Annotated in this window: 18 protein-coding genes; 7 read left to right on the top strand and 11 right to left on the bottom strand. The window is 71.3% G+C overall.

The annotated features are described in order from the left end of the window. Positions 1-11: 11 nt before the first annotated feature. Both AB5J56_RS12305 and AB5J56_RS12300 read right to left on the bottom strand, forming a co-directional pair. A complete protein-coding gene (locus AB5J56_RS12305; RefSeq protein ID WP_369232743.1) occupies positions 12-911 on the bottom strand; it encodes a hypothetical protein in 900 nt (299 codons plus the stop codon). Then, on the bottom strand, positions 908-2,122 hold the full coding sequence (locus AB5J56_RS12300) for an SPFH domain-containing protein (protein ID WP_369232742.1): 1,215 nt from the start codon (positions 2,120-2,122) through the stop codon (positions 908-910). Before AB5J56_RS12300 ends, AB5J56_RS12305 begins: the two co-directional genes overlap by 4 nt. 175 nt (positions 2,123-2,297) lie before the next feature. Between AB5J56_RS12300 and AB5J56_RS12295 the strand changes: the two genes are divergently transcribed. Both AB5J56_RS12295 and argF read left to right on the top strand, forming a co-directional pair. Continuing rightward, entirely contained in the window at positions 2,298-3,521 is a 1,224-nt protein-coding gene (locus AB5J56_RS12295) for an arginine deiminase (RefSeq protein WP_369232741.1), read from the top strand. 176 nt (positions 3,522-3,697) lie between these two features. Then, complete coding sequence (gene argF, locus AB5J56_RS12290) at positions 3,698-4,711, top strand: ornithine carbamoyltransferase (protein ID WP_369232740.1); 1,014 nt, start codon at positions 3,698-3,700, stop codon at positions 4,709-4,711. Between the two features lie 9 nt (positions 4,712-4,720). Here argF and AB5J56_RS12285 read toward each other — a convergent pair whose 3' ends face one another. Then, positions 4,721-5,173, bottom strand: coding sequence for an ATP-binding protein (locus AB5J56_RS12285; RefSeq protein WP_369232739.1), 453 nt, complete (start codon positions 5,171-5,173; stop codon positions 4,721-4,723). 328 nt (positions 5,174-5,501) lie between these two features. Here AB5J56_RS12285 and AB5J56_RS12280 point away from each other — a divergent pair, with 328 nt between their 5' ends. Together AB5J56_RS12280 and AB5J56_RS12275 are read left to right on the top strand one after the other, a co-directional pair. Then, on the top strand, positions 5,502-6,329 hold the full coding sequence (locus AB5J56_RS12280) for an enoyl-CoA hydratase family protein (RefSeq protein WP_369232738.1): 828 nt from the start codon (positions 5,502-5,504) through the stop codon (positions 6,327-6,329). A gap of 32 nt (positions 6,330-6,361) precedes the next feature. Beyond that, entirely contained in the window at positions 6,362-8,629 is a 2,268-nt protein-coding gene (locus AB5J56_RS12275) for a bifunctional salicylyl-CoA 5-hydroxylase/oxidoreductase (protein ID WP_369242509.1), read from the top strand. 56 nt (positions 8,630-8,685) lie between these two features. On the opposite strand, the gene AB5J56_RS12270 is transcribed toward AB5J56_RS12275, so the two are convergent. The 5 genes from AB5J56_RS12270 to AB5J56_RS12250 all read right to left on the bottom strand — a co-directional run bounded on the left by AB5J56_RS12270 (position 8,686) and on the right by AB5J56_RS12250 (position 14,068). After that, entirely contained in the window at positions 8,686-9,927 is a 1,242-nt protein-coding gene (locus AB5J56_RS12270; RefSeq protein ID WP_369232737.1) for a sulfate adenylyltransferase subunit 1, read from the bottom strand. Between the two features lie 2 nt (positions 9,928-9,929). After that, complete coding sequence (gene cysD / locus AB5J56_RS12265) at positions 9,930-10,922, bottom strand: sulfate adenylyltransferase subunit CysD (RefSeq protein ID WP_369232736.1); 993 nt, start codon at positions 10,920-10,922, stop codon at positions 9,930-9,932. After that, the gene (gene cysC / locus AB5J56_RS12260) at positions 10,919-11,470 is read right to left on the bottom strand and encodes an adenylyl-sulfate kinase (RefSeq protein WP_369232735.1); all 552 of its coding nucleotides are present in this window, start codon (positions 11,468-11,470) and stop codon (positions 10,919-10,921) included. The genes cysD and cysC overlap by 4 nt, the downstream gene beginning before the upstream one ends. A 117-nt stretch (positions 11,471-11,587) precedes the next feature. Further along, on the bottom strand, positions 11,588-12,421 hold the full coding sequence (locus AB5J56_RS12255; RefSeq protein ID WP_369232734.1) for a PaaX family transcriptional regulator C-terminal domain-containing protein: 834 nt from the start codon (positions 12,419-12,421) through the stop codon (positions 11,588-11,590). Between the two features lie 15 nt (positions 12,422-12,436). After that, entirely contained in the window at positions 12,437-14,068 is a 1,632-nt protein-coding gene (locus AB5J56_RS12250; protein WP_369232733.1) for an AMP-binding protein, read from the bottom strand. Between the two features lie 171 nt (positions 14,069-14,239). Between AB5J56_RS12250 and AB5J56_RS12245 the strand changes: the two genes are divergently transcribed. Both AB5J56_RS12245 and AB5J56_RS12240 read left to right on the top strand, forming a co-directional pair. Then, positions 14,240-15,391 carry an acyl-CoA dehydrogenase family protein gene (locus AB5J56_RS12245; RefSeq protein WP_369232732.1) on the top strand — a complete coding sequence of 384 codons (1,152 nt, stop codon included), beginning with the start codon at positions 14,240-14,242 and terminating at the stop codon, positions 15,389-15,391. Then, the gene (locus AB5J56_RS12240) at positions 15,388-15,786 is read left to right on the top strand and encodes a RidA family protein (RefSeq protein ID WP_369232731.1); all 399 of its coding nucleotides are present in this window, start codon (positions 15,388-15,390) and stop codon (positions 15,784-15,786) included. Before AB5J56_RS12245 ends, AB5J56_RS12240 begins: the two co-directional genes overlap by 4 nt. Positions 15,787-15,789: 3 nt before the next feature. Here AB5J56_RS12240 and AB5J56_RS12235 read toward each other — a convergent pair whose 3' ends face one another. Beyond that, positions 15,790-15,981, bottom strand: coding sequence for a DUF5999 family protein (locus AB5J56_RS12235; protein WP_369232730.1), 192 nt, complete (start codon positions 15,979-15,981; stop codon positions 15,790-15,792). A gap of 240 nt (positions 15,982-16,221) precedes the next feature. Here AB5J56_RS12235 and AB5J56_RS12230 point away from each other — a divergent pair, with 240 nt between their 5' ends. Continuing rightward, positions 16,222-16,674 (top strand): DUF6299 family protein, encoded by a 453-nt coding sequence (locus tag AB5J56_RS12230; protein ID WP_369232729.1) that lies wholly within the window; start codon positions 16,222-16,224, stop codon positions 16,672-16,674. Between the two features lie 65 nt (positions 16,675-16,739). Here the strand turns inward: AB5J56_RS12230 and AB5J56_RS12225 are convergent, their stop codons facing one another. Further along, the gene (locus AB5J56_RS12225) at positions 16,740-18,335 is read right to left on the bottom strand and encodes a carboxylesterase/lipase family protein (RefSeq protein WP_369232728.1); all 1,596 of its coding nucleotides are present in this window, start codon (positions 18,333-18,335) and stop codon (positions 16,740-16,742) included. Between the two features lie 151 nt (positions 18,336-18,486). Beyond that, positions 18,487-19,401, bottom strand: coding sequence for a 5'/3'-nucleotidase SurE (surE, locus tag AB5J56_RS12220; protein ID WP_369232727.1), 915 nt, complete (start codon positions 19,399-19,401; stop codon positions 18,487-18,489). Positions 19,402-19,453: the final 52 nt, after the last annotated feature.

The following is a 19,453-nucleotide window of genomic DNA, read 5'->3' as shown; positions in this document are numbered from 1 at the left end:
GCTGAAATCACCTAACCCACCAGGCGCAGGCGGACCTCCGCCATCCCTACCCGCACCGACTGGCCCCACGTCAGCTCCAGAGCGTCGCTCTCCACCCCGTCGCCGAAGGCGATCAGGCGGTCCGACTCCACCGTGAGCCGTAGTTGCGCCCCTTGGGGGAGCTCCCCGGCCACGAGTGAGGTGCCCGTGGCCGGGGACGGCCAGGCCTCGCGGACGAACCAGAGGAGGCGGTCCTCCGTGGGGGCCGGCAGGGGCGGGCCGCCGCCGCGTTCCTGCCATACCGAGCGGATCCATCCGGTCGCCCCGGTTCCTGTTCCGACGAGTACGCCGGACGAGGCCTGGGGCTCGACGACACCCCTGTCGCCGTCGAGCCCCAGACGGTATCGGGCGGTCTGGTGTCCGGCCGCACCCAGGTAGATCTCGTTGAGGGCGACCAGTCGCTGGGTGTCGTCGGCGACGGCCTCGACCATGGTGAGTTCGTCGGCCGACGTGCCCGCAGCCGTGGCCGAGGAGATCAACGTGCCCGCGTCCACGGCGCGATGGCGCACCAGCACTCCGGGGTTGCGCCCGGGATCGGTGTCGATGCCCACGACCGGCTGGCCCGTCAGGTACTTGGCGACGTTGGCGACCAGTCCGTCCTGCCCGACGACCACCACGACGTCCTCGGGTGCGAACAGGAAACGGTCCAAGTCGTCCCGCTCCACCCGGGCCTGACGCCATGTCAGCGGAATGGCGGAGGCCACGTCGGCCAGCGCCCGGCGCGTGCGCGTGTGGCGTTCGGAGACCTCCTCGATGCTCCGGCCGCGGGACGTCAGGAAGAACGCCGCCTGGCCGTGCGTGCCGTGCCGGGCCACCAACTCCTCGTACTCCGTGGTGCGATGGACCAGCACGACCCGCGGTGCGAGACTCACGCCGACCCGCCCGGCATCGAGCCCGATCCCGCACCATCCGGACCCGACCCCGCCGCCCCGCCCAGCCGGGACAGCAACCCCGTCAGAACGTCCGGCGACACCGTGATGCTGTCGATGTGCGGCAGGTTCTCCGCGAGCCGCGTGCCCGTCAGGGCGTTCAGCGTGGCGACGTCGACCTCGGCGTGGACGCGCAGCCAGGCGGCCTGGGCCTGGGCCCGTGCCTCGCCGACCTCGCGTGCGGCCTCCGCCTCGGCCCGCGCGAGCCGCACGGCGCGCGCGGCCTCGGCTTCGGCGAGCTGCACCGTGCGCGCGGCCTCCGCTTCCGTGAGCCGGACCGACCGTCCGGCCTCCGCCTCCGCGAGCTTGAGCGAGCGCCCCGCCTCCGCCTCCGCGAGATGCAGTGACCGTGCGGCCTCGGCCTCCGCGAGACGGACCGTGCGCGCCGCCTCGGCCCCGGCGCGGACGGCGTCGGCTGCCGCGTGCTCCTCCGCCTCGCGCCGGGTGTTCGTGCCGCGCTGGTCGACCAACTGCTCCTCGCGCCGGGCGAGTTCGATCTGGCTCGCCAGCTCGTTCTCGGCGATCGTCCGCTCCCGCTCGACGGCGACGGCACGCCGCTCGTACGTCGCCCGGTCGGCCTCCTGCTGGATCAGCTCACGGGCGGGGGTGCGCAGCGCCCGCTCCACCTCGGGTTCCGGCCGCAGCGCCACCACCCGTACCGCGACCACCTCGATCCCGGTGGCGGGCAGCCGCGGTTCGGCCGCGAGCCCGCCCGCGATGCGCTCGCGCACCGACGCCACGCCGTCCGACAGGGCGGCCGCCAGCGGCGTACGGGCCAGCACGTCCAGCGCGTGCTGCTGGGCGGTCTCCGTCAGCAGGGTGCCGAGCTGTTCGAGGGGAGCGCCGCGCCAGATCCCCGTATCGGGGTCGATGGAGAAGTCGAGACGCCCGGCGGCGACGGCGGGGTCGCTGATGCGGTAGGTGACCGTCGCCTGCACCGCCACGTCCTGGAAGTCGGACGTACGGGCGTGGAAGGTCATGGCCAACTCGCGGTCGTCGACCGGGACTTCGGAGAGGGCCGCGGTGAGGGACCGGTACCAGAAGCTCAGGCCGGGCCCGTCGTGCGCCAGCCGCCCCGACCGGTGGTGCCGGACGTGGGCGGTCGGCGCCCCGCGCAGATGGCGCCAGCCGAGTCGACGGGTGATGTCGGCCATGAAGATCCCCCTTATCGGTGGGCGTGCCTCGCCGCCCGCCTTCGTTTATTTTCGTCAATGCGACGATAATGGAGATCGCCGGTTATCGTCAAGGGGACGAGATCAACTGAAATCAAGTGGCCCGGTTCCGGCCGATCGGCGGGTGAACACGCGTCCGGATGGTCAGGATGGAGACATGGGATTCCATGTCGACTCCGAGGCCGGGCGGCTGCGCCGCGTCATCCTGCACAGGCCGGATCTGGAGCTCAAGAGGCTCACCCCCAGCAACAAGGACGCGCTGCTCTTCGATGACGTCCTGTGGGTGCGCCGGGCGCGTGCCGAGCATGACGGGTTCGCGGACGTGCTGCGCGACCGCGGAGTCGCCGTCCACCTCTTCGGGGACCTGCTGTCGGAGGCCCTGGAGCTCCCGGCGGCCAGATCGCTCGTCCTCGACCGGGTCTTCGACGAGAAGGAGTACGGGCCGCTCGCCACGGATCACCTCCGCGCCGCCTTCGAGACGCTGCCGGCGCACGAACTGGCCGAGGCGCTGGTCGGCGGGATGACCAAGCGGGAGTTCCTCGACGCCCACCCCGAGCCGACCTCCGTGCGCTTCCATGCCATGGACCTCGACGACTTCCTGCTGGGCCCGCTGCCCAACCACCTCTTCACCCGGGACACCTCCGCCTGGATCTACGACGGGGTGTCGATCAACGCCATGAAGTGGCCCGCGCGCCAGCGCGAGACCGTGCACTTCGAGGCGATCTACCGGCATCACCCGCTCTTCCGCGACGAGAGCTTCAGGGTCTGGTCCGAGGGGATGGCCGACTACCCGTCCACCATCGAGGGCGGTGACGTCCTGGTCATCGGCAACGGCGCCGTCCTGATCGGCATGAGCGAGCGGACCACGCCCCAGGCCGTCGAGATGCTCGCGCACAAGCTCTTCGCGGCCGGCTCCGCGCGCACCATCGTGGCGCTCGACATGCCCAAGCGGCGGGCCTTCATGCACCTCGACACCGTGATGACGATGGTCGACGGCGACATCTTCACGCAGTACGCGGGGCTCGGCATGCTCCGCTCGTACACCATCGAACCGGGCGCCGGTGACAAGGAGTTGAAGGTCACCGACCATCCGCCGGAGCACATGCACCGCGCGATCGCCGCCGCGCTCGGGCTGGACGCCATCCGCGTCCTGACCGCCACGCAGGACGTGCACGCGGCCGAACGTGAGCAGTGGGACGACGGCTGCAACGTCCTCGCCGTCGAGCCGGGCGTCGTCGTCGCCTACGAGCGGAACTCGACCACCAACACGCATCTGCGCAAGCAGGGCATCGAGGTGATCGAGATCCCCGGCAGTGAGCTGGGCCGGGGGAGGGGCGGGCCGCGCTGTATGAGCTGTCCTGTCGAGCGGGATGCTGTCTGAGCCGAGCCGAGCCGAGCCGAGTGGGCCTGGGCTGAGTGGAGCTGAGCCGCTCCGAGCCGTACGGACCGGCCGTACGGACCGTGTGAGCTGCGTCATCGGGCCGGTGGCTGTATAGAAATGTTGAGGATCGTATAGAATTCCAAAAGTCCCCGTTTTCGTAACCCTGGAGCGCCCCCATGGCGACAGTCCCGACCGCCCTCGCCGGACGCCACTTCCTCAAGGAGCTGGACTTCACCGAGGAGGAGTTCCGCGGCCTGGTCGCGCTGGCCGCCGAGCTGAAGGCGGCGAAGAAGGCGGGGACCGAGACGCAGTACCTGCGGGGCCGGAACATCGCGCTGATCTTCGAGAAGACCTCGACGCGCACGCGCTGTGCGTTCGAGGTCGCGGCGGCGGACCAGGGCGCCTCGACGACGTATCTCGATCCGTCCGGCTCGCAGATAGGCCACAAGGAGTCCATCAGGGACACCGCGCGCGTGCTCGGCCGGATGTTCGACGCGATCGAGTACCGGGGCGACAGTCAGGCCGGCGTCGAGGAACTGGCCGCGTACGCCGGAGTGCCCGTCTACAACGGCCTGACCGACGACTGGCATCCCACGCAGATGCTCGCCGACGTGCTGACGATGACCGAGCACAGCAAGAAGGACCTGCACACCGACGGATTCGTCTTCGCCTACCTCGGCGACGCCCGCTTCAACATGGGCAACTCGTACCTGATCACCGGTGCGCTGCTCGGCATGGACGTACGGATCATCGCGCCCCGGGCCTACTGGCCCAGCGACGACGTCATCGCCCAGGCGCGGAAACTGGCCGAGGACAGCGGCGCCGTCGTCACGCTCACCGAGGACGTCGCCGAAGGCGTCCGGGACGCCGACTTCGTCGCCACCGACGTCTGGGTCTCCATGGGTGAGCCCAAGGACGTGTGGGACGAGCGCATCCGCGCCCTGTCGCCGTACGCCGTGACCATGGATGTGCTGCGCGCCACCGGCAACCCGGACGTGAAGTTCCTGCACTGCCTGCCCGCGTTCCACGACCTCGGCACCAAGGTCGGCCGCGACATCCACGAGACCCACGGCCTCGACTCGCTGGAGGTCACCGACGAGGTCTTCGAGTCGGCGCACTCGGTCGTCTTCGACGAGGCCGAGAACCGCCTGCACACCATCAAGGCGATCATGGTCGCCACACTCGCCTGACCGGTCCGGTCAGGCCGGGCGCCACTGCGGCGGCATCGCGGGCAGCCGGAACCAGACCGCCTTGCCGGACTCGGTGGGGCGGTGGCCGCAGGCCGAGCTGAGGGCGCGGATCAGCAGCAGGCCGCGTCCGTGCTCCTGCCAGGGGTCGGGGGCGCCGGACGGGTCGGGGACCGTGAGATCGCCGGGCGGCGCCGGGTCGGGATCGTGCACCTCGACATGGCAGCCGGTCGGCAGCAGCTCCACGACCAGTTCTATGGGGGCGTCGCCCGCGGTGTGCTCCACGGCGTTGGCGACCAGCTCGGCGGTGAGCAGCTCCGCGGTGTCGCTGTCGGCAGCGTGCTCCAGCTCGGCCAGCGCCGTACGGACCAGTGCGCGGGCCACGGGCACGGCCGCGGCGGAATGCGGCAGCGCGATGCGCCATGAGGCGGGGGCGGGGGGTTCGTGCAAGGCGGGTCCGTTCATGGCGCAGGCTGTCCTGCTTTCAACATTACGAATGGTACGGCGCAACCGGGCAGAGGCGCTCGGCGGGTGTTTTCCGGGACGTTCGGCCCGGAAAGCCCCTGCATCGGGCTCCGTACCCACCCCAACGTGCCGACTCGCTCGCTGTGCGCCCGTCGTTACGGGGCTATCGAGGACCCGTGACTCGGTGACGGGAAACGGCCACATCCCGCCAGGCTTATCGCGCAGTCATGACGACAGTCACGGATGGGTGATAGCTTCGTGGAGTAGGAGGAGAAGGGCCGCACCCGCAGGTCCGGACCGCCGCCCCCGCCCGAGGAGGCCGCACGTCATGAGTCCCTTCACCGGCTCCGCCGCCCGCACCCCCGACTGGCAGCATCTGAGGTGCGCGGTCGACGACGGGGTCGCCACCGTCACCCTGGCCCGGCCCGACAAACTCAACGCGCTCACGTTCGGCGCCTACGCCGATCTGCGCGACCTGCTCGCCGAGCTGTCCCGCGAGAGGTCGGTACGCGCCCTGGTGCTGACCGGCGAGGGACGCGGCTTCTGCTCCGGCGGCGACGTCGACGAGATCATCGGCGCGACCCTCTCCATGGACACCGCCCAGCTCCTCGACTTCAACCGGATGACCGGCCAGGTCGTGCGCGCCGTACGGGAGTGTCCGTTCCCGGTGATCGCGGCGGTGCACGGCGTCGCGGCGGGCGCGGGAGCCGTGCTGGCGCTGGCCGCCGATTTCCGGGTGGCCGACCCCTCCGCACGCTTCGCCTTCCTCTTCACCCGCGTCGGGCTGTCCGGCGGCGACATGGGCGCCGCCTATCTGCTGCCCCGGGTCGTCGGCCTCGGACACGCCACCCGGCTGCTGATGCTCGGCGAGCCGGTGCGCGCGCCGGAGGCCGAGCGGATCGGGCTGATCAGCGAGCTCACGGACGAGGGGCGCGCCGACGAGGCCGCACTCGCCCTGGCCCGCCGCCTCGCCGACGGGCCGGCCCTCGCGTACGCCCAGACGAAGGCCCTGCTCACCGCCGAACTGGACATGCCGCTGGCCGCCTCGGTGGAACTCGACGCCGCGACGCAGGCCCTCCTCATGAACGGCGAGGACTACGCCGAGTTCCATGCCGCCTTCACCGAGAAGCGGCCGCCGAAGTGGCAGGGGCGGTGACCGTGCCGGGCGGCCGGGACACCTCGGACGCGCTGCGGGTCGCGGTCATCGGCGGCGGGCCCGGCGGTCTCTACGCCGCCGCCCTGCTCAAACGCCTCGACCCGGCCCGCGCGATCACCGTCTGGGAGCGCAACGCACCCGACGACACCTTCGGCTTCGGTGTGGTCCTGTCCGACGAGACGCTCGGCGGGATCGAGCACGCCGACCCGGTCGTGTACGCGGCACTGCGGGACGAGTTCGTGCGCTGGGACGACATCGACATCGTGCACCGCGGGGAGCGCCACACCTCCGGCGGCCACGGGTTCGCGGCACTCGGACGGCGCAGGCTCCTGGAGATCCTGCACGACCGCTGCCGCGCGCTCGGCGTCGAGCTGCGCTTCAGTTCCGAGGCCCCGCCCGCCGCCGAGCTGATGTCGTCGTACGACCTCGTGGTGGCCGCCGACGGGGTGAACAGCCTCACCCGTGGGGCGTACGACCATGTGTTCCGGCCCCATGTGGTCACGCACCACTGCCGCTATGTCTGGCTCGCCGCCGACTTCGCCTTCGACGCGTTCCGCTTCGAGATCGCCGAGACGGAGCACGGGGTCATGCAGCTGCACGGCTACCCGTACTCCGCCGACTCCTCCACGGTGATCATCGAGATGCGCGAGGAGGTCTGGAAGGCGGCCGGGTTCGAGGAACTCGACGAGCAGGAGTCCGTCGAGCGGTGCGCCAAGGTCTTCGCGGACGCGCTCGGCGGACGGTCCCTGCGCTCCAACAAGTCGGCGTGGATCAGCTTCCGCACGGTCGTCAACGAGCGCTGGTGGCACGGCAATCTGGTGCTTCTCGGCGACGCCGCGCACACCGCCCACTTCTCCATCGGCTCCGGCACGAAACTCGCCGTCGAGGACGCGCTCGCGCTCGCGGCCTGTCTGGAGGAACAGCCCTCACTGGAGCAGGCGTTGGCCGCGTACGAGGAGGAGCGGCGCCCCGTCGTCGCCTCCACGCAGCGCGCGGCCCGTGCCAGCCTGGAGTGGTTCGAGAACCTGAACCTCTATCTCGACCAGCCCGCACGCCAGTTCGCCTTCAACCTGCTCACCCGCAGCCGCCGGGTCACCCACGACAACCTGCGGCTGCGCGACGCGCACTTCACCGCGAACGTGGAGCGGGAGTTCGGCTGCCCGCCCGGCACACCCCCGATGTTCACCCCGTTCCGACTGCGCGGCCTGACCCTGCGCAACCGCGTCGTCGTCTCACCGATGGACATGTACTCGGCCGTGGACGGCGTCCCCGGCGACTTCCACCTCGTCCACCTGGGCGCGCGAGCACTCGGCGGGGCCGGTCTGGTGATGACCGAGATGGTGTGCGTCAGCGCCGAGGGGCGGATCACACCCGGGTGCGCCGGCCTCTACACCGGGCGGCAGGCCGAGGCCTGGAAGCGGATCACCGCCTTCGTGCACGCGCAGGCGCCGGGCACCGCCATCGGCGTGCAGCTCGGCCACTCCGGCCGCAAGGGCTCCACCAAGCTGATGTGGCAGGGCATGGACGAGCCGCTGGAGGACGGCAACTGGCCGCTGGTGGCCGCGTCCTCGCTCCCCTACAAGCCGCGGAGCCAGACGCCCCGCGCGCTCAGCCGCGCCCAACTCACCGACATCCGCGAGCAGTTCACGGCCGCCGCCTGGCGCGCCGCGCGCTGCGGCTTCGATCTGCTCGAACTCCACTGCGCGCACGGCTATCTGCTCTCCGGGTTTCTCTCCCCGCTGACCAACCAGCGCACCGACGCCTACGGCGGCTCGCTCGACCGCCGGCTCCGCTTTCCCCTCGAAGTCTTCGATGCCGTACGGTCCGTGTGGCCGGAGGAACGGCCCATGACCGTCCGTATCTCCGCCACCGACTGGGCCGAGGGCGGGAACACCGGGGACGAAGCGGTCGAGATCGCGCGGGCCTTCGCCGCGCACGGCGCCGACGCGGTCGACGTGTCGACGGGCCAGGTGGTGGCGGAGGAGCAGCCCGAGTACGGCCGTTCGTACCAGACGCCGTACGCCGACCGGATCCGCCACGAGACCCGCATCCCGGTGATCGCCGTCGGGGCGATCTCCTCCTGGGACGACGTCAACTCCCTGATCCTGGCCGGGCGCGCGGACCTGTGCGCACTGGCCAGGCCGCACCTGTACGACCCGCACTGGACGCTGCATGCTGCCGCCGAGCAGGGGTACACCGGGCCGGGCGTGAGCTGGCCGGCGCCCTACCGCGCGGGGAGCAGGCGCCCGCAGACCGGACGCACGGACGCCCCCAAGCCAAGGCTCACACTGGGGACTTGAGGGCGGACACGCACTGTTGAGCTACCGGAGCCACTGAAGCTACGGGAGCTGCGGAGCTACGGCAGCCGGGCCATTCCGGCGGTCAGCGTGGTGCCGTCCGCCGGGTCGACCAGCAGGAACGCACCGGTGCGGCGCACGTCCGCATAGTCGTCGAGCGCGAGCGGCTCGGCCGTGCGCAGGGTGACCGTGCCGAGGTCGTTCGCGGTCAACTCGGCTGCGCCGCCGAGGTCCTTGACGATCGCCTGCACCGTCCGCGTGGTGTGCTTGACCAGCACCCGGTCGCCGACCCGCAGCGCACGGTCGGCCAGATGGCAGACGGCCGCCCGGACATCCTGCGTGAGCGCGGGCACGGCTGCCCCGGCCGTGATCATGTCGCCGCGCGAGATATCGCGCTGGTCGGCCAGACGCAGGGTCAGGGACTGAGGCGCGTACGCCACCGCCGCGTAGGTGCCGAGCACATCGATCCCGGTGACCTCGGAGGTCTCGCCGGACGGGTGGACCGTCACCCGGTCGCCGACCCGCAGCGAGCCCGACGCCAACTGGCCCGCGTAGTGGCGGACTTCGTCGTGCCGGATCACGTACTGCACGGGGAAGCGCACCGGTGCGTCGGCGGACTCGATGCCGACCGGGACGGTCTCCAGGAACTCCAGGAGCGCCGGACCCTCGTACCAGCCCATGTGCGCCGAGCGGTCCACCACGTTGTCCCCGCACAGCGCGGAGACCGGGATCGGTGTGAAGCCGGGCAGGCCCAGCTCGGCGGCGTGGCCCGCGAAGTCCTCGACGATACGGTCGAACTCCTGCTCCTCGTACCCCACGAGGTCCATCTTGTTGACGGCGAGGACGACGTGCGGGACGCGGAGCAGGGCGGCGATCGCGGCGTGCCGGCGGGTCTGCTCGACGACGCCGTTGCGGGCGTCGACGAGGACGACGGCCAGGTCGGCGGTGGAGGCACCCGTCACCATGTTGCGGGTGTACTGCACATGACCGGGCGTGTCCGCGAGGATGAAGCGGCGCCGGGGCGTGGCGAAGTAGCGGTAGGCGACGTCGATGGTGATGCCCTGCTCGCGCTCGGCACGGAGGCCGTCGGTGAGCAGCGCCAGGTCGGGGGCTTCCTGGCCACGGCTCTGTGAGACACGCTCGACGGCCTCGAGCTGATCGGCGAGGATCGACTTGGAGTCGTGCAGCAGGCGGCCGACGAGGGTGGACTTGCCGTCGTCGACGGACCCGGCGGTCGCGAAGCGGAGGGTGTCGATGGTGGTGCCGGGTGTGCCGGTCACATCCAGGGTGGTGCCGGTCATGTCTAGAAGTACCCCTCGCGCTTGCGGTCTTCCATCGCGGCCTCGGACATCTTGTCGTCGGCGCGGGTGGCGCCCCGCTCGGTGAGCCGGGAGGCGGCGATCTCGGTGATGACCTGGTCGAGGGTCACCGCGTCGGAGTCGACGGCGCCGGTGCAGGACATGTCGCCGACCGTGCGGTAGCGGACCTGCCGCTTCTCGACCACCTCGTGCTCGCGCGGGCCGCCCCAGTCGCCGGCGGTCAGCCACATCCCGGCGCGTTGGAACACCTCACGCTCGTGCGCGAAGTAGATCTCGGGCAGCTCGATGCCCTCGCGGGCGATGTACTGCCACACGTCCAGCTCGGTCCAGTTGGAGAGCGGGAACACCCGGACGTGTTCGCCGGGGGCGTGGCGGCCGTTGTAGAGGTTCCACAGCTCGGGGCGCTGGCGGCGGGGGTCCCACTGGGAGAACTCGTCCCGCAGCGAGAACACCCGCTCCTTGGCGCGGGCCTTCTCCTCGTCGCGGCGTCCGCCGCCGAAGACGGCGTCGAACTTCTCGGCCTGGATCTTCTCGGTGAGCGGGAGAGTCTGCAGGGGGTTGCGGGTGCCGTCGGGGCGTTCCTTGAGTACACCGCGGTCGATGTAGTCCTGTACGGAGGCCACATGGAGGCGCAGCCCATGGGTGGCCACCACACGATCTCGGTACTCCAGCACCTCGGGGAAGTTGTGCCCGGTGTCCACGTGCAGCAGCGTGAAAGGGATCGCCGCGGGGGCGAAGGCCTTCAGCGCCAGGTGCAGCATGACGATGGAGTCCTTGCCGCCGGAGAAGAGGATCACCGGCCGCTCGAACTCGCCCGCGACCTCGCGGAAGATGTGCACCGCCTCGGACTCCAACGCATCCAAGTGCGAGAGCGTGAAGGTGTGTTCAGCCGCGTTCGCGGTGGCGCGTTCTGCCGTACGAACGGTGGCGCGTTCTGTCGTATGCACGGTGGTGTGTCCGGTGGCCGCCGAAGTCATACGAGCCTCCTGGCCGCGAGCACCGCGTACACGGACGCCGCGGACTCCTCCGGGCTCTGCAGCTGCGTCTCCAGCGTGAGCGCGGGGTCGAGCGGCGGCTCGTACGGGTCGTCGACGCCGGTCAGTCCGGTCAGCCGACCCGCGGCCTGCCGGGCGTACAGCCCCTTCACGTCGCGCTCGCTGCACACCTCCACGGGGGTGGCGACATGCACCTCGATGTACGGCGTCCCGCTCTTCTCGTGCCGCTCGCGCACGGCCTCGCGGCTGTCGGTGTACGGCGCGATGACGGGCACCACGGCGAGGACGCCGTTGCGTGCCAGCACCTCGGCGACCAGACCGATGCGCTGCACGTTCGTGTTGCGGTCGGCGCGTGAGAAGCCCAGGCCGGAGGAGAGGAAGCGGCGGATCTCGTCGCCGTCGAGGACCTCCACGCGGTGCCCCTCGGCCTTCAGCCGGGTCCCCAGGAGGCGGCCGATGGTCGTCTTGCCCGCGCTCGGAAGGCCCGTGAGCCAGACGGTGGCTCCTTGAGCCCTTGCCGTGGTGGTCATATGCGTGAGGTCCCTCTTTCTGTCCTGGCGTGCGGCGTCACGACGCTAGGTACGGAAAATGAGAAGAGGGACGAAGGAGCCTGAGGGTTCCCTTAGGGGCCCTTGATGCAGCTGAGATCACACCTCGGCGAAGGGTTCGCGAACACCCGCGAAAACAGCGCCGGCGTCGCGCAGCCGCTCGTGCAGCGCCCGGAACACGGCGGCCGAGCGGGCGCCCGGCCAGTCCTGGGGCAGCAGGGCCGGAGGCAGTCCGGGGTCGGTGTAGGGGAGGTGGCGCCAGGAATCCAGGGCGAGCAGATAGTCGCGGTAGGCCTCCTCGGGCGGGGTGTCCGCGCGCCGCTCCCAGGCGCGCAGCACGCGCGCGTGGCGGTCGAGGAACTCCTCGTGCTCCTTGGCGATCGCGGCCAGGTCCCACCAGCGGGCGACCGCGTCCGCCGTCGCCGCGAAGCCCAGGTGCTCACCGCGGAACAGTTCCACGTACGCGTCCAGGCGCAGCCGTTCCAGGGTGTGCCGGGTCTCTTCGTAGAGGCGCGCCGGAGCCAGCCAAACCCCGGGGGCCGCCGTTCCGAAGCCCAGGCCGGCCAGGCGCGAGCGCAGGACGTGCCGCTTCTGCCGCTCGGACTCCGGCACGGAGAAGACGGCGAGCACCCAGCCGTCGTCCTCGGGCGGCGCCGCCGCGTACACGCGCCGGTCCCCGTCGTCGAGGAGCTGCCGCGCGTCCGGCGACAGCGCGTACCCGGCCGCGCCCTCCGCTGTGCGCGCCGGTTCGAGCAGTCCGCGGCGTTTGAGACGTGACACGGACGACCGCACGGAGGGCGCGTCCACGCCCACGGCGGAGAGAAGGCGGATCAGCTCGGACACCGGCACCGGGCCGGGCATGAACCGGCCGTAGGCGCCGTAGAGCGTGACGATGAGGGAGCGGGGAGCGTGCTGGTCGGCCACGTTGATCATCTTAGGTCGTCGGTATCACTGCTGGTCACCCTCGGTGCGCAGACGGAAGCGCTGGAGCTTGCCGGTCGCGGTGCGCGGGAGCGCGTCCAGGAAGACGATCTCGCGGGGACACTTGTACGGGGCCAGCTCGGACTTGAGGAAGGCGCGCAGCGTCTCCCGGTCCTGGTGCGCGCCGGGGCGCAGGACCGCGTACGCCACCACGACCTGCCCGCGTGCCTCGTCGGACCGCCCCACGACCGCTGCCTCGACCACGTCCGGATGGCGCAGCAGGGCGTCCTCGACCTCGGGGCCCGCGATGTTGTACCCGGCCGAGATGATCATGTCGTCGGCGCGGGCGACATAGCGGAAGTAGCCGTCGGGGTCGCGCACGTAGGTGTCGCCGGTGATGTTCCAGCCGTCGCGCACGTACTCCCGCTGCCGCGGGTCGGCGAGATAACGGCAGCCGACCGGGCCCCGCACCGCGAGCAGACCGGGCTCGCCGTCGGGCAGCGGAGTGCCGGAATCGTCGACCACGCGCGCGTGCCACCCCGGTACCGGGACGCCCGTCGTGCCGGGCCGGATCAGTTCGTCGGCCGCCGAGATGAAGATGTGCAGCAGTTCGGTGGCGCCGATGCCGTTGATGATGCGCAGCCCCGTCCGCGCGTGCCAGGCCTTCCAGGTGCCCGCCGGCAGGTTCTCGCCGGCCGAGACACAGCGCCGTAGCGACGCGGTGTCGTGGGCGTCCAGCTCGTCCAGCATCGCCCGGTAGGCGGTCGGCGCGGTGAACAGCACGGAGACCCGGTGCTCGGCGATCGCGGGCAACAGCTGCTTGGGGCCCGCCTGTTCGAGCAGCAGCGAACTGGCCCCCGCCCTCATCGGGAAGATCACCAGCCCGCCCAGGCCGAAGGTGAAGCCGAGCGGGGGACTGCCCGCGAAGACATCGTCGGCATGTGGCTTCAACACATGCTTCGAGAAGGTGTCCGCTATCGCCAGCACATCCCGGTGGTAGTGCATGCACCCTTTGGGGCGGCCGGTCGTGCCTGAGGTGAACGCGATCAGCGCGATGTCGTCGGCCGCCGTGTCGACGGCCTCGTACGGCTCGTCCGGTGCGCCCGTGATCCGCAGCAGCAGGTCGTCCGGCGCGTCCCCGCCGTACGTCGTGATCCGCAGCCCCGGAATCTCCGCCTTCACGAGGTCGTCGACGGACCGGATGTCGCACAGTGCGTGTGTCACCCGGGCGATCTCGCACATGGTCGCCAGCTCGTGGGGGCGCTGCTGGGCGAGCACGGTGACGGCCACCGCGCCCGCCTTGAGCACCGCCAGCCAGCACGCCGCCAGCCAGGGCGTGGTGGGCCCGCGCAGCAGCACACGATGGCCGGGTACGACGCCGAGCTCGGAGGCCAGTACATGGGCGATCCGGTCGACCCGGGCGAGGAGCTGCCCGTAGGTCCACAGGTCGCCGGAGGCCGTGCGGAAGACCGGGCGCTCCGGGTCCGTGTGCCCGAACAGCTCGGCGGCACAGTTCAGCCGATCGGGGTAACGGAGCTCGGGGAGGTCGAAGCGGAGCTCGGGCCACTGGTCGGGGGGCGGGAGGTGGTCGCGCGCGAAGGTGTCGACGTGGGCCGAGGTCGTCGGCGGTGCGTCGTCCCTGGTGGTCCTGGGGTCCATGGCGGTTCGCCCCCTTGCCTTGGTGGGCGTCGTGGTGGGCTCGCGCAACGAGCGTATCGTGTTGGTGACGGCAGTCAACGGTTCGCGATAACCTCGGGAATCCGCAGAGGTGGCTGCCTGGGGAACTCCCAGGAACCTCCCGGTTGGCCGCCAGGGGAGAGGGGACCGGCAATGACCGCATTCTCGCTCGATCCGGCACAAACGGCCTGGTGTGCCGAGCTGCGCACGCTGGCCGCGCAGCGCCTGCGCCCACTCGCGGAGAAGGGCGAACCGGGCCACGTCAACCGCCCCCTCGTCGCCGCCCTCGGCGAACTCGGCCTGCTGAAAAGGCTGTTCACCTCCGGCGCCCTCGACCTGTGCCTGATGCGCGAGTCCCTCGCCCAGGTCTGCACGGAGGCCGAGACCGCGCTCGCCCTCCAGGGCCTGGGCGCGCACCCGGTCCACGCGTACGGCACGCGCGCCCAGCGCGACCGCTGGCTTCCCGCGGTGAGCGACGGCGGCGCGGTGGCCGCCTTCGCGCTGAGCGAGCCGGGCGCGGGCTCGGACGCGGCGGCGCTGGCGCTGAGCGCGGACCGGGACGACCGCGGCGGCGGTCATGGCGGCGACGGAGGCAGCTGGCGGCTCACGGGCGAGAAGTGCTGGATCTCCAACGCCCCCGAGGCCGACTTCTACACCGTGTTCGCCCGCACCACCCCCGGCGCCGGCGCCCGCGGAGTCACCGCCTTCCTCGTCCCCGCCGACCGGCCCGGCCTCACCGGCACCCCGCTCGACATGCTCTCGCCGCACCCCATCGGCTCCCTCGCCTTCGACGGCGTACCCGTGACGTCGGACGATGTGCTCGGCGAGCCCGACCGCGGCTTCCGCGTGGCCATGGGCACCCTCAACCTCTTCCGGCCGAGCGTCGGCGCGTTCGCGGTCGGCATGGCACAGGCCGCGCTGGAGGCGACTCTCGGGCACACGGCCGGGCGGGAGGCGTTCGGCGGCAAGTTGAGGGACCTGCAGACGGTGGCCCACCAGGTCGCCGAGATGGCGCTGCGTACGGAGGCGGCACGTCTCATGGTCTACGCGGCCGCCGCGGCGTACGACGAAGGCGCCCCCGACGTCCCGAAGCGCGCCGCGATGGCGAAGCTACTCGCCACCGAGACCGCCCAGTACGTCGTCGACGCCGCGGTCCAGCTGCACGGTGCACGCGCCCTGCGCCGCGGCCACCTGCTCGAACACCTCTACCGGGAGGTCCGGGCGCCGCGCATCTACGAGGGCGCGAGCGAGGTCCAACGGGCCGTCATCGCCAAGGAGTTGTACGCCACCAGGGAGGCCCCGTGAGCACCGAGCGCATCAACCCGCCCGAACTCTCCCCGCCCACCGGCTTCTCGCACGCGGTGGCCGCCACCGGGAGCCGTGTCGTCTTCCTGGCGGGCCAGACCGCGCTGGACGCCGACGGGAAGGTGGTCGGTGCGACCCTGCCGGAGCAGTTCGAGAAGGCGCTCACCAATCTGCTGACCGCCCTGCGGGCCGCGGGCGGTACCCCCGCCGACCTCGCCCGGGTCACGGTCTACGCCACCGACGTGGCCGACTACCGCACCCACGCCCCCGAACTCGGCCGTATCTGGCACCGGTTGGCGGGCCGCGACTACCCGGCCATGGCGGTCATCGGCGCCGTACGCCTCTGGGACGACCAGGCCCTGGTCGAGCTCGACGGCTTCGCGGTGCTGGCGTAGCGGTCAGGCCGCGACGGCCAGCTGCTCGACGAACGCGCGGTGCGGGGCGACGACGCTGCCGTCGGGCCGCAGCTCACCGCAGTCGTCGAAGACGATGGAGCCGTCGCACAGGAGGCTCCAGCCCTGCTCGGGGTGGGCGGAGACGATGTGCGCGATCCCGCGGACGGTGTTTTCCGAAGTCTGGTGAGAACACATGACGCACCTCCAGGTCGGATGCGATGGGCGCCGGCGGTGCTGTCGTCGCCTCGCATAGACAGACCATGCTCCCGCGGCGAACTCATCGGAACCTCCGGCCGTGAAGCGTGACAACACGCGGACAACTCTCGTACGTCCCCAAGACGGACGGTGCCAACTCGCCACCAAAGGGGTGACGATCACCGCCGTGAGCGCATGCGCCGGGTACCTGTTGAGCCCCCGTTTCCAGGAGGTACTTCCATGTCCCTGCGGACTTTCCGCCAGGTCGTCGGCGCGGCCACGGGCGCCGCGCTGCTGCTGCTCGTCGCCCCGTCCGCGGTCGCCCTGCCGAGCGGCCCGCACCGCGCCGACCCCTACGAGGAGGTGACCGTCGACCCGACCGGCACCGTCACACCCGACGGAACCATCACCCTCTCCGGCACGTACCGCTGTCTGAGCGGCACGGGACCGGTGTTCGTGTCCTCCTCCGTGTCACAGGGCGACCCCCGGGTGCGCCACGGCATCGGCGGCACCTCGGCGGTGTGCGACGGCGCGGACCACCGCTGGGTCAACTCGGAGAAGCGCGACCCGGGCACCCTCCAGCCGGGCGCCGCCCATGTCGAGGCCACCGTGATGGAGCTGTCCGGCTCCGGCCTTCCGCTGCCCCGCTTCCACGCCACGCGCCAGCAGGACGTCACCATCGCTCAGGACTGAGCACTCATGCGGGAGCCGCCGCCCCGAACAGCGAAGGGGGCGGCGGCTCCCGTGCGTCCCGGATGTCACAGAGGAGACGACTGAGCCCAGAACGCGCACTGGTGCTTTGAGGCGAAAGCGGTGGACACGCGGTCCGTACTCGGAGTGAGCTCGAGTACTCGCCCGAGGGGCCCGCCGGCGGGGGGCCACATCGCCTGCCCCGCGGTGTTGGGGTTGCCCGTGCGGGAGAAGGCGCCCCAGTAGCGCTTCATGCGGTCGGCCAGCAGTATCTGGGCTGCTGTCAGCGGGCGGTCGGCCATGGTGAAGTCGTACAGATAGGCCAGCTCGGCGCTGTGCGCGTTGGCCATGTCCAGGCCGGGCACCTGGGCCCCGTACAGGGTCGGCGACCGTGGATCGTCGAACTCGTACTCGTGGGTGGGTACTTGGCGTGCCAGCGAACTCGCGGTCCGCTGTGTGTGGCAGGCGAAGGTGGAGTCCGTCGTCAAGGCCGACATGGCCAGGTAAGGGCTGTCGTAGGAGGAGAGAGGGTAGTGCGCGAGCACTTGGGCGGCGGCGTCGCCGTACTGTGCGCCGACAGCGGCCCGGTACTCATCGGCGGTCAGGTGGGGCGTGCTGAGAGCGACGAACAACCGGCTCTCCGCACGGGTGCTGCCGATCAGGACGGGGACCCGATTCCAGTCGCCGTCCGCGATGGCGTCGAACGGCTGGCGGGGAAGCAGGCGATCACCGACCGCGGGGCCCGATGCCGGATGCGTCCGGGCCGCCGCGATCAGGGCGTCCGTCGAAGCCGAGCGCAGGCAGGCGGCTCGGGTTTCCGGGGCGGAGCAGCCGGCCGCCGCTGCGAATGCCCGGCTGTCGCGCTGAGCCTGCGCACGATCGGGTGCCCGCAGCAGGGAGCAGGGGCCGCTTTGCAGGACGGCATGGCTGAACAGGCCCTTCGCTCGCGGGGAGGCGAGCATCGAGCAGACGGAGGCGCTGCCCGCCGACTGTCCCGAGAGGGTGATGTTGTTCGGGTCGCCGCCCCATGCCGCGATGTTGTCGCGGGTCCACTTCAGGGCGGCGATCTGATCCATCAGCCCGAAGGAGCCGGAGTCGTACGCGTTGTCGCGGGTGAGTTCCGGCAGGTCCAGGTAACCGAGTTGGCCGAGGCGGTAGTTGATGCTGACGACCACTGTGCCGGTGAGGCTCGCCATGGTGCGTGCCCCGAACTGGGTGCCTGTGCCCTGGCTGTATCCGCCGCCGTGCATCCAGAAGAGGACGGGCAGGGATTGCCCCTGCCGGGCCCCTCGGGGCCGGTAGACGTCGAGGTACAGGCAGTCCTCGCTCACTGCTTGCGGGTCGCGCAGGCCGAAGGGCGAGAACTGCGGGCATGCCGGTGCCTGGCGGGTCGCGTCACGGGCCCCGCTCCAGTGGCTCGGCGGTCGCGGCGGCCGCAGGCGCGAGGGGCCCACCGGCGGCGCGGCGTACGGTACGCCGAGGAATTCCTCGGCCTGGTCGTGTACGCGCCCCAGCAGCTGTCCCTCGCCGGTGCGTACCTGTGGGGGCTCGGATGTGTCGTCTCGGGGCGCTGCCGAACTGGTGGGGACGCACCACAGCAAGGCGATCAAGGTGAACAGGCAGGTCAGTAAGGGGGTGGTCCGGATGACGCGCGGATCTCTCATGAAGCCTCCATGGTCAGGAGTGCCGGGAGTGCGGTGAGGGGAGCTGCACAGCCGCCCCCGATGCGCTGAAGCGGCACCGGGGCGGCGGGCACGGCACCGGGGCGGCGGCCGGGTGACGATCCTGCGGATCGTCTCCGGCCGCCCGGGCGCGCTACGGCCGCAGCCCCGTGAGCAGCGCTGCTGCCCTGGCGAAATCTGCCGGGCCGGTGTTCCAGTCGGGCGTGATCGGAGTGATGGAGACCTTGTCCTGGCCCAGGGCCTCTACGTCGCTGCCCCTCTGGACGGGCTGCTGGACGAGGTTGACGTTCACCTTCCAGGTGCCGTCGCCGTTGTCGGTGTAGTCGGCCTTGAGGATCTGCTGCCGGGCCTGGGTGGTGAGAGCGGAGTCCTCCGCGGTCCCCGTCCCGTCCGTGCCGATCACCGGGTGGTTGATGTTGAGGCCGACACCCTCGGGCAGCAGCCGGCCGGCTTTCGCGCGGTCCCTGAGCCGCTCGATGAGCTTGACCGTGAAGTCGCAGGTCGGTTTCATCGCGTTGACGGTGGGCCGGTACTCGGGCGCGGAGAGGCCGCCGGTGCTCACCGCGATGGCGGGGACGCCCTGTTCCAGCGCGGCGATCGCGCCGCCCACCGTGCCGGAGTGCGTGGCCAGACCGGCCACGTTCGGGCCGAAGTTGGTACCGGAGACGACCAGGTCGGGGGCCCGGCCGGCGAAGACTTCGGAGAGGCCGAAGGACACCGAGTCGCCGGGCGTCCCGTCGACGGCCCATACACGGGGTTCAGGGTGTTTGACCGTCACCGTGCTCGCGCTCAGCAACTTCGTCCCCGCCCCACTCTGGTTGGTCAGCGGAGCAACGATGGTGACGTCGTAGCCGGCAGCGGTCAGCCGGTCGGACATGGTGCGGATTCCGGGGGCGTCGTAGCCGTCGTCGTCGGTGAGCAGGATGCGCAGCGGACCGCTCGTGCCGCTGGTGGCGCTCATCGGCGAGGCCGCCGCGGGCGTCATGGCGCCCAGGGCGGGCGCGCACAGCAACAGGGCGGCCAGTGGTAGCGCACGCTTGCGTCTCACGTGTGGCTCCTTGGAGGTGGGAGGGTCGGTGGCTGGACCGGCGGACACACGA

The organism is Streptomyces sp. R21 (assembly GCF_041051975.1).
Classification (GTDB): Bacteria; Actinomycetota; Actinomycetes; order Streptomycetales; family Streptomycetaceae; genus Streptomyces.
The sequence above is the reverse complement of the archived record's forward strand: the minus strand, read 5'-3'. Positions and strand labels throughout refer to the sequence as shown.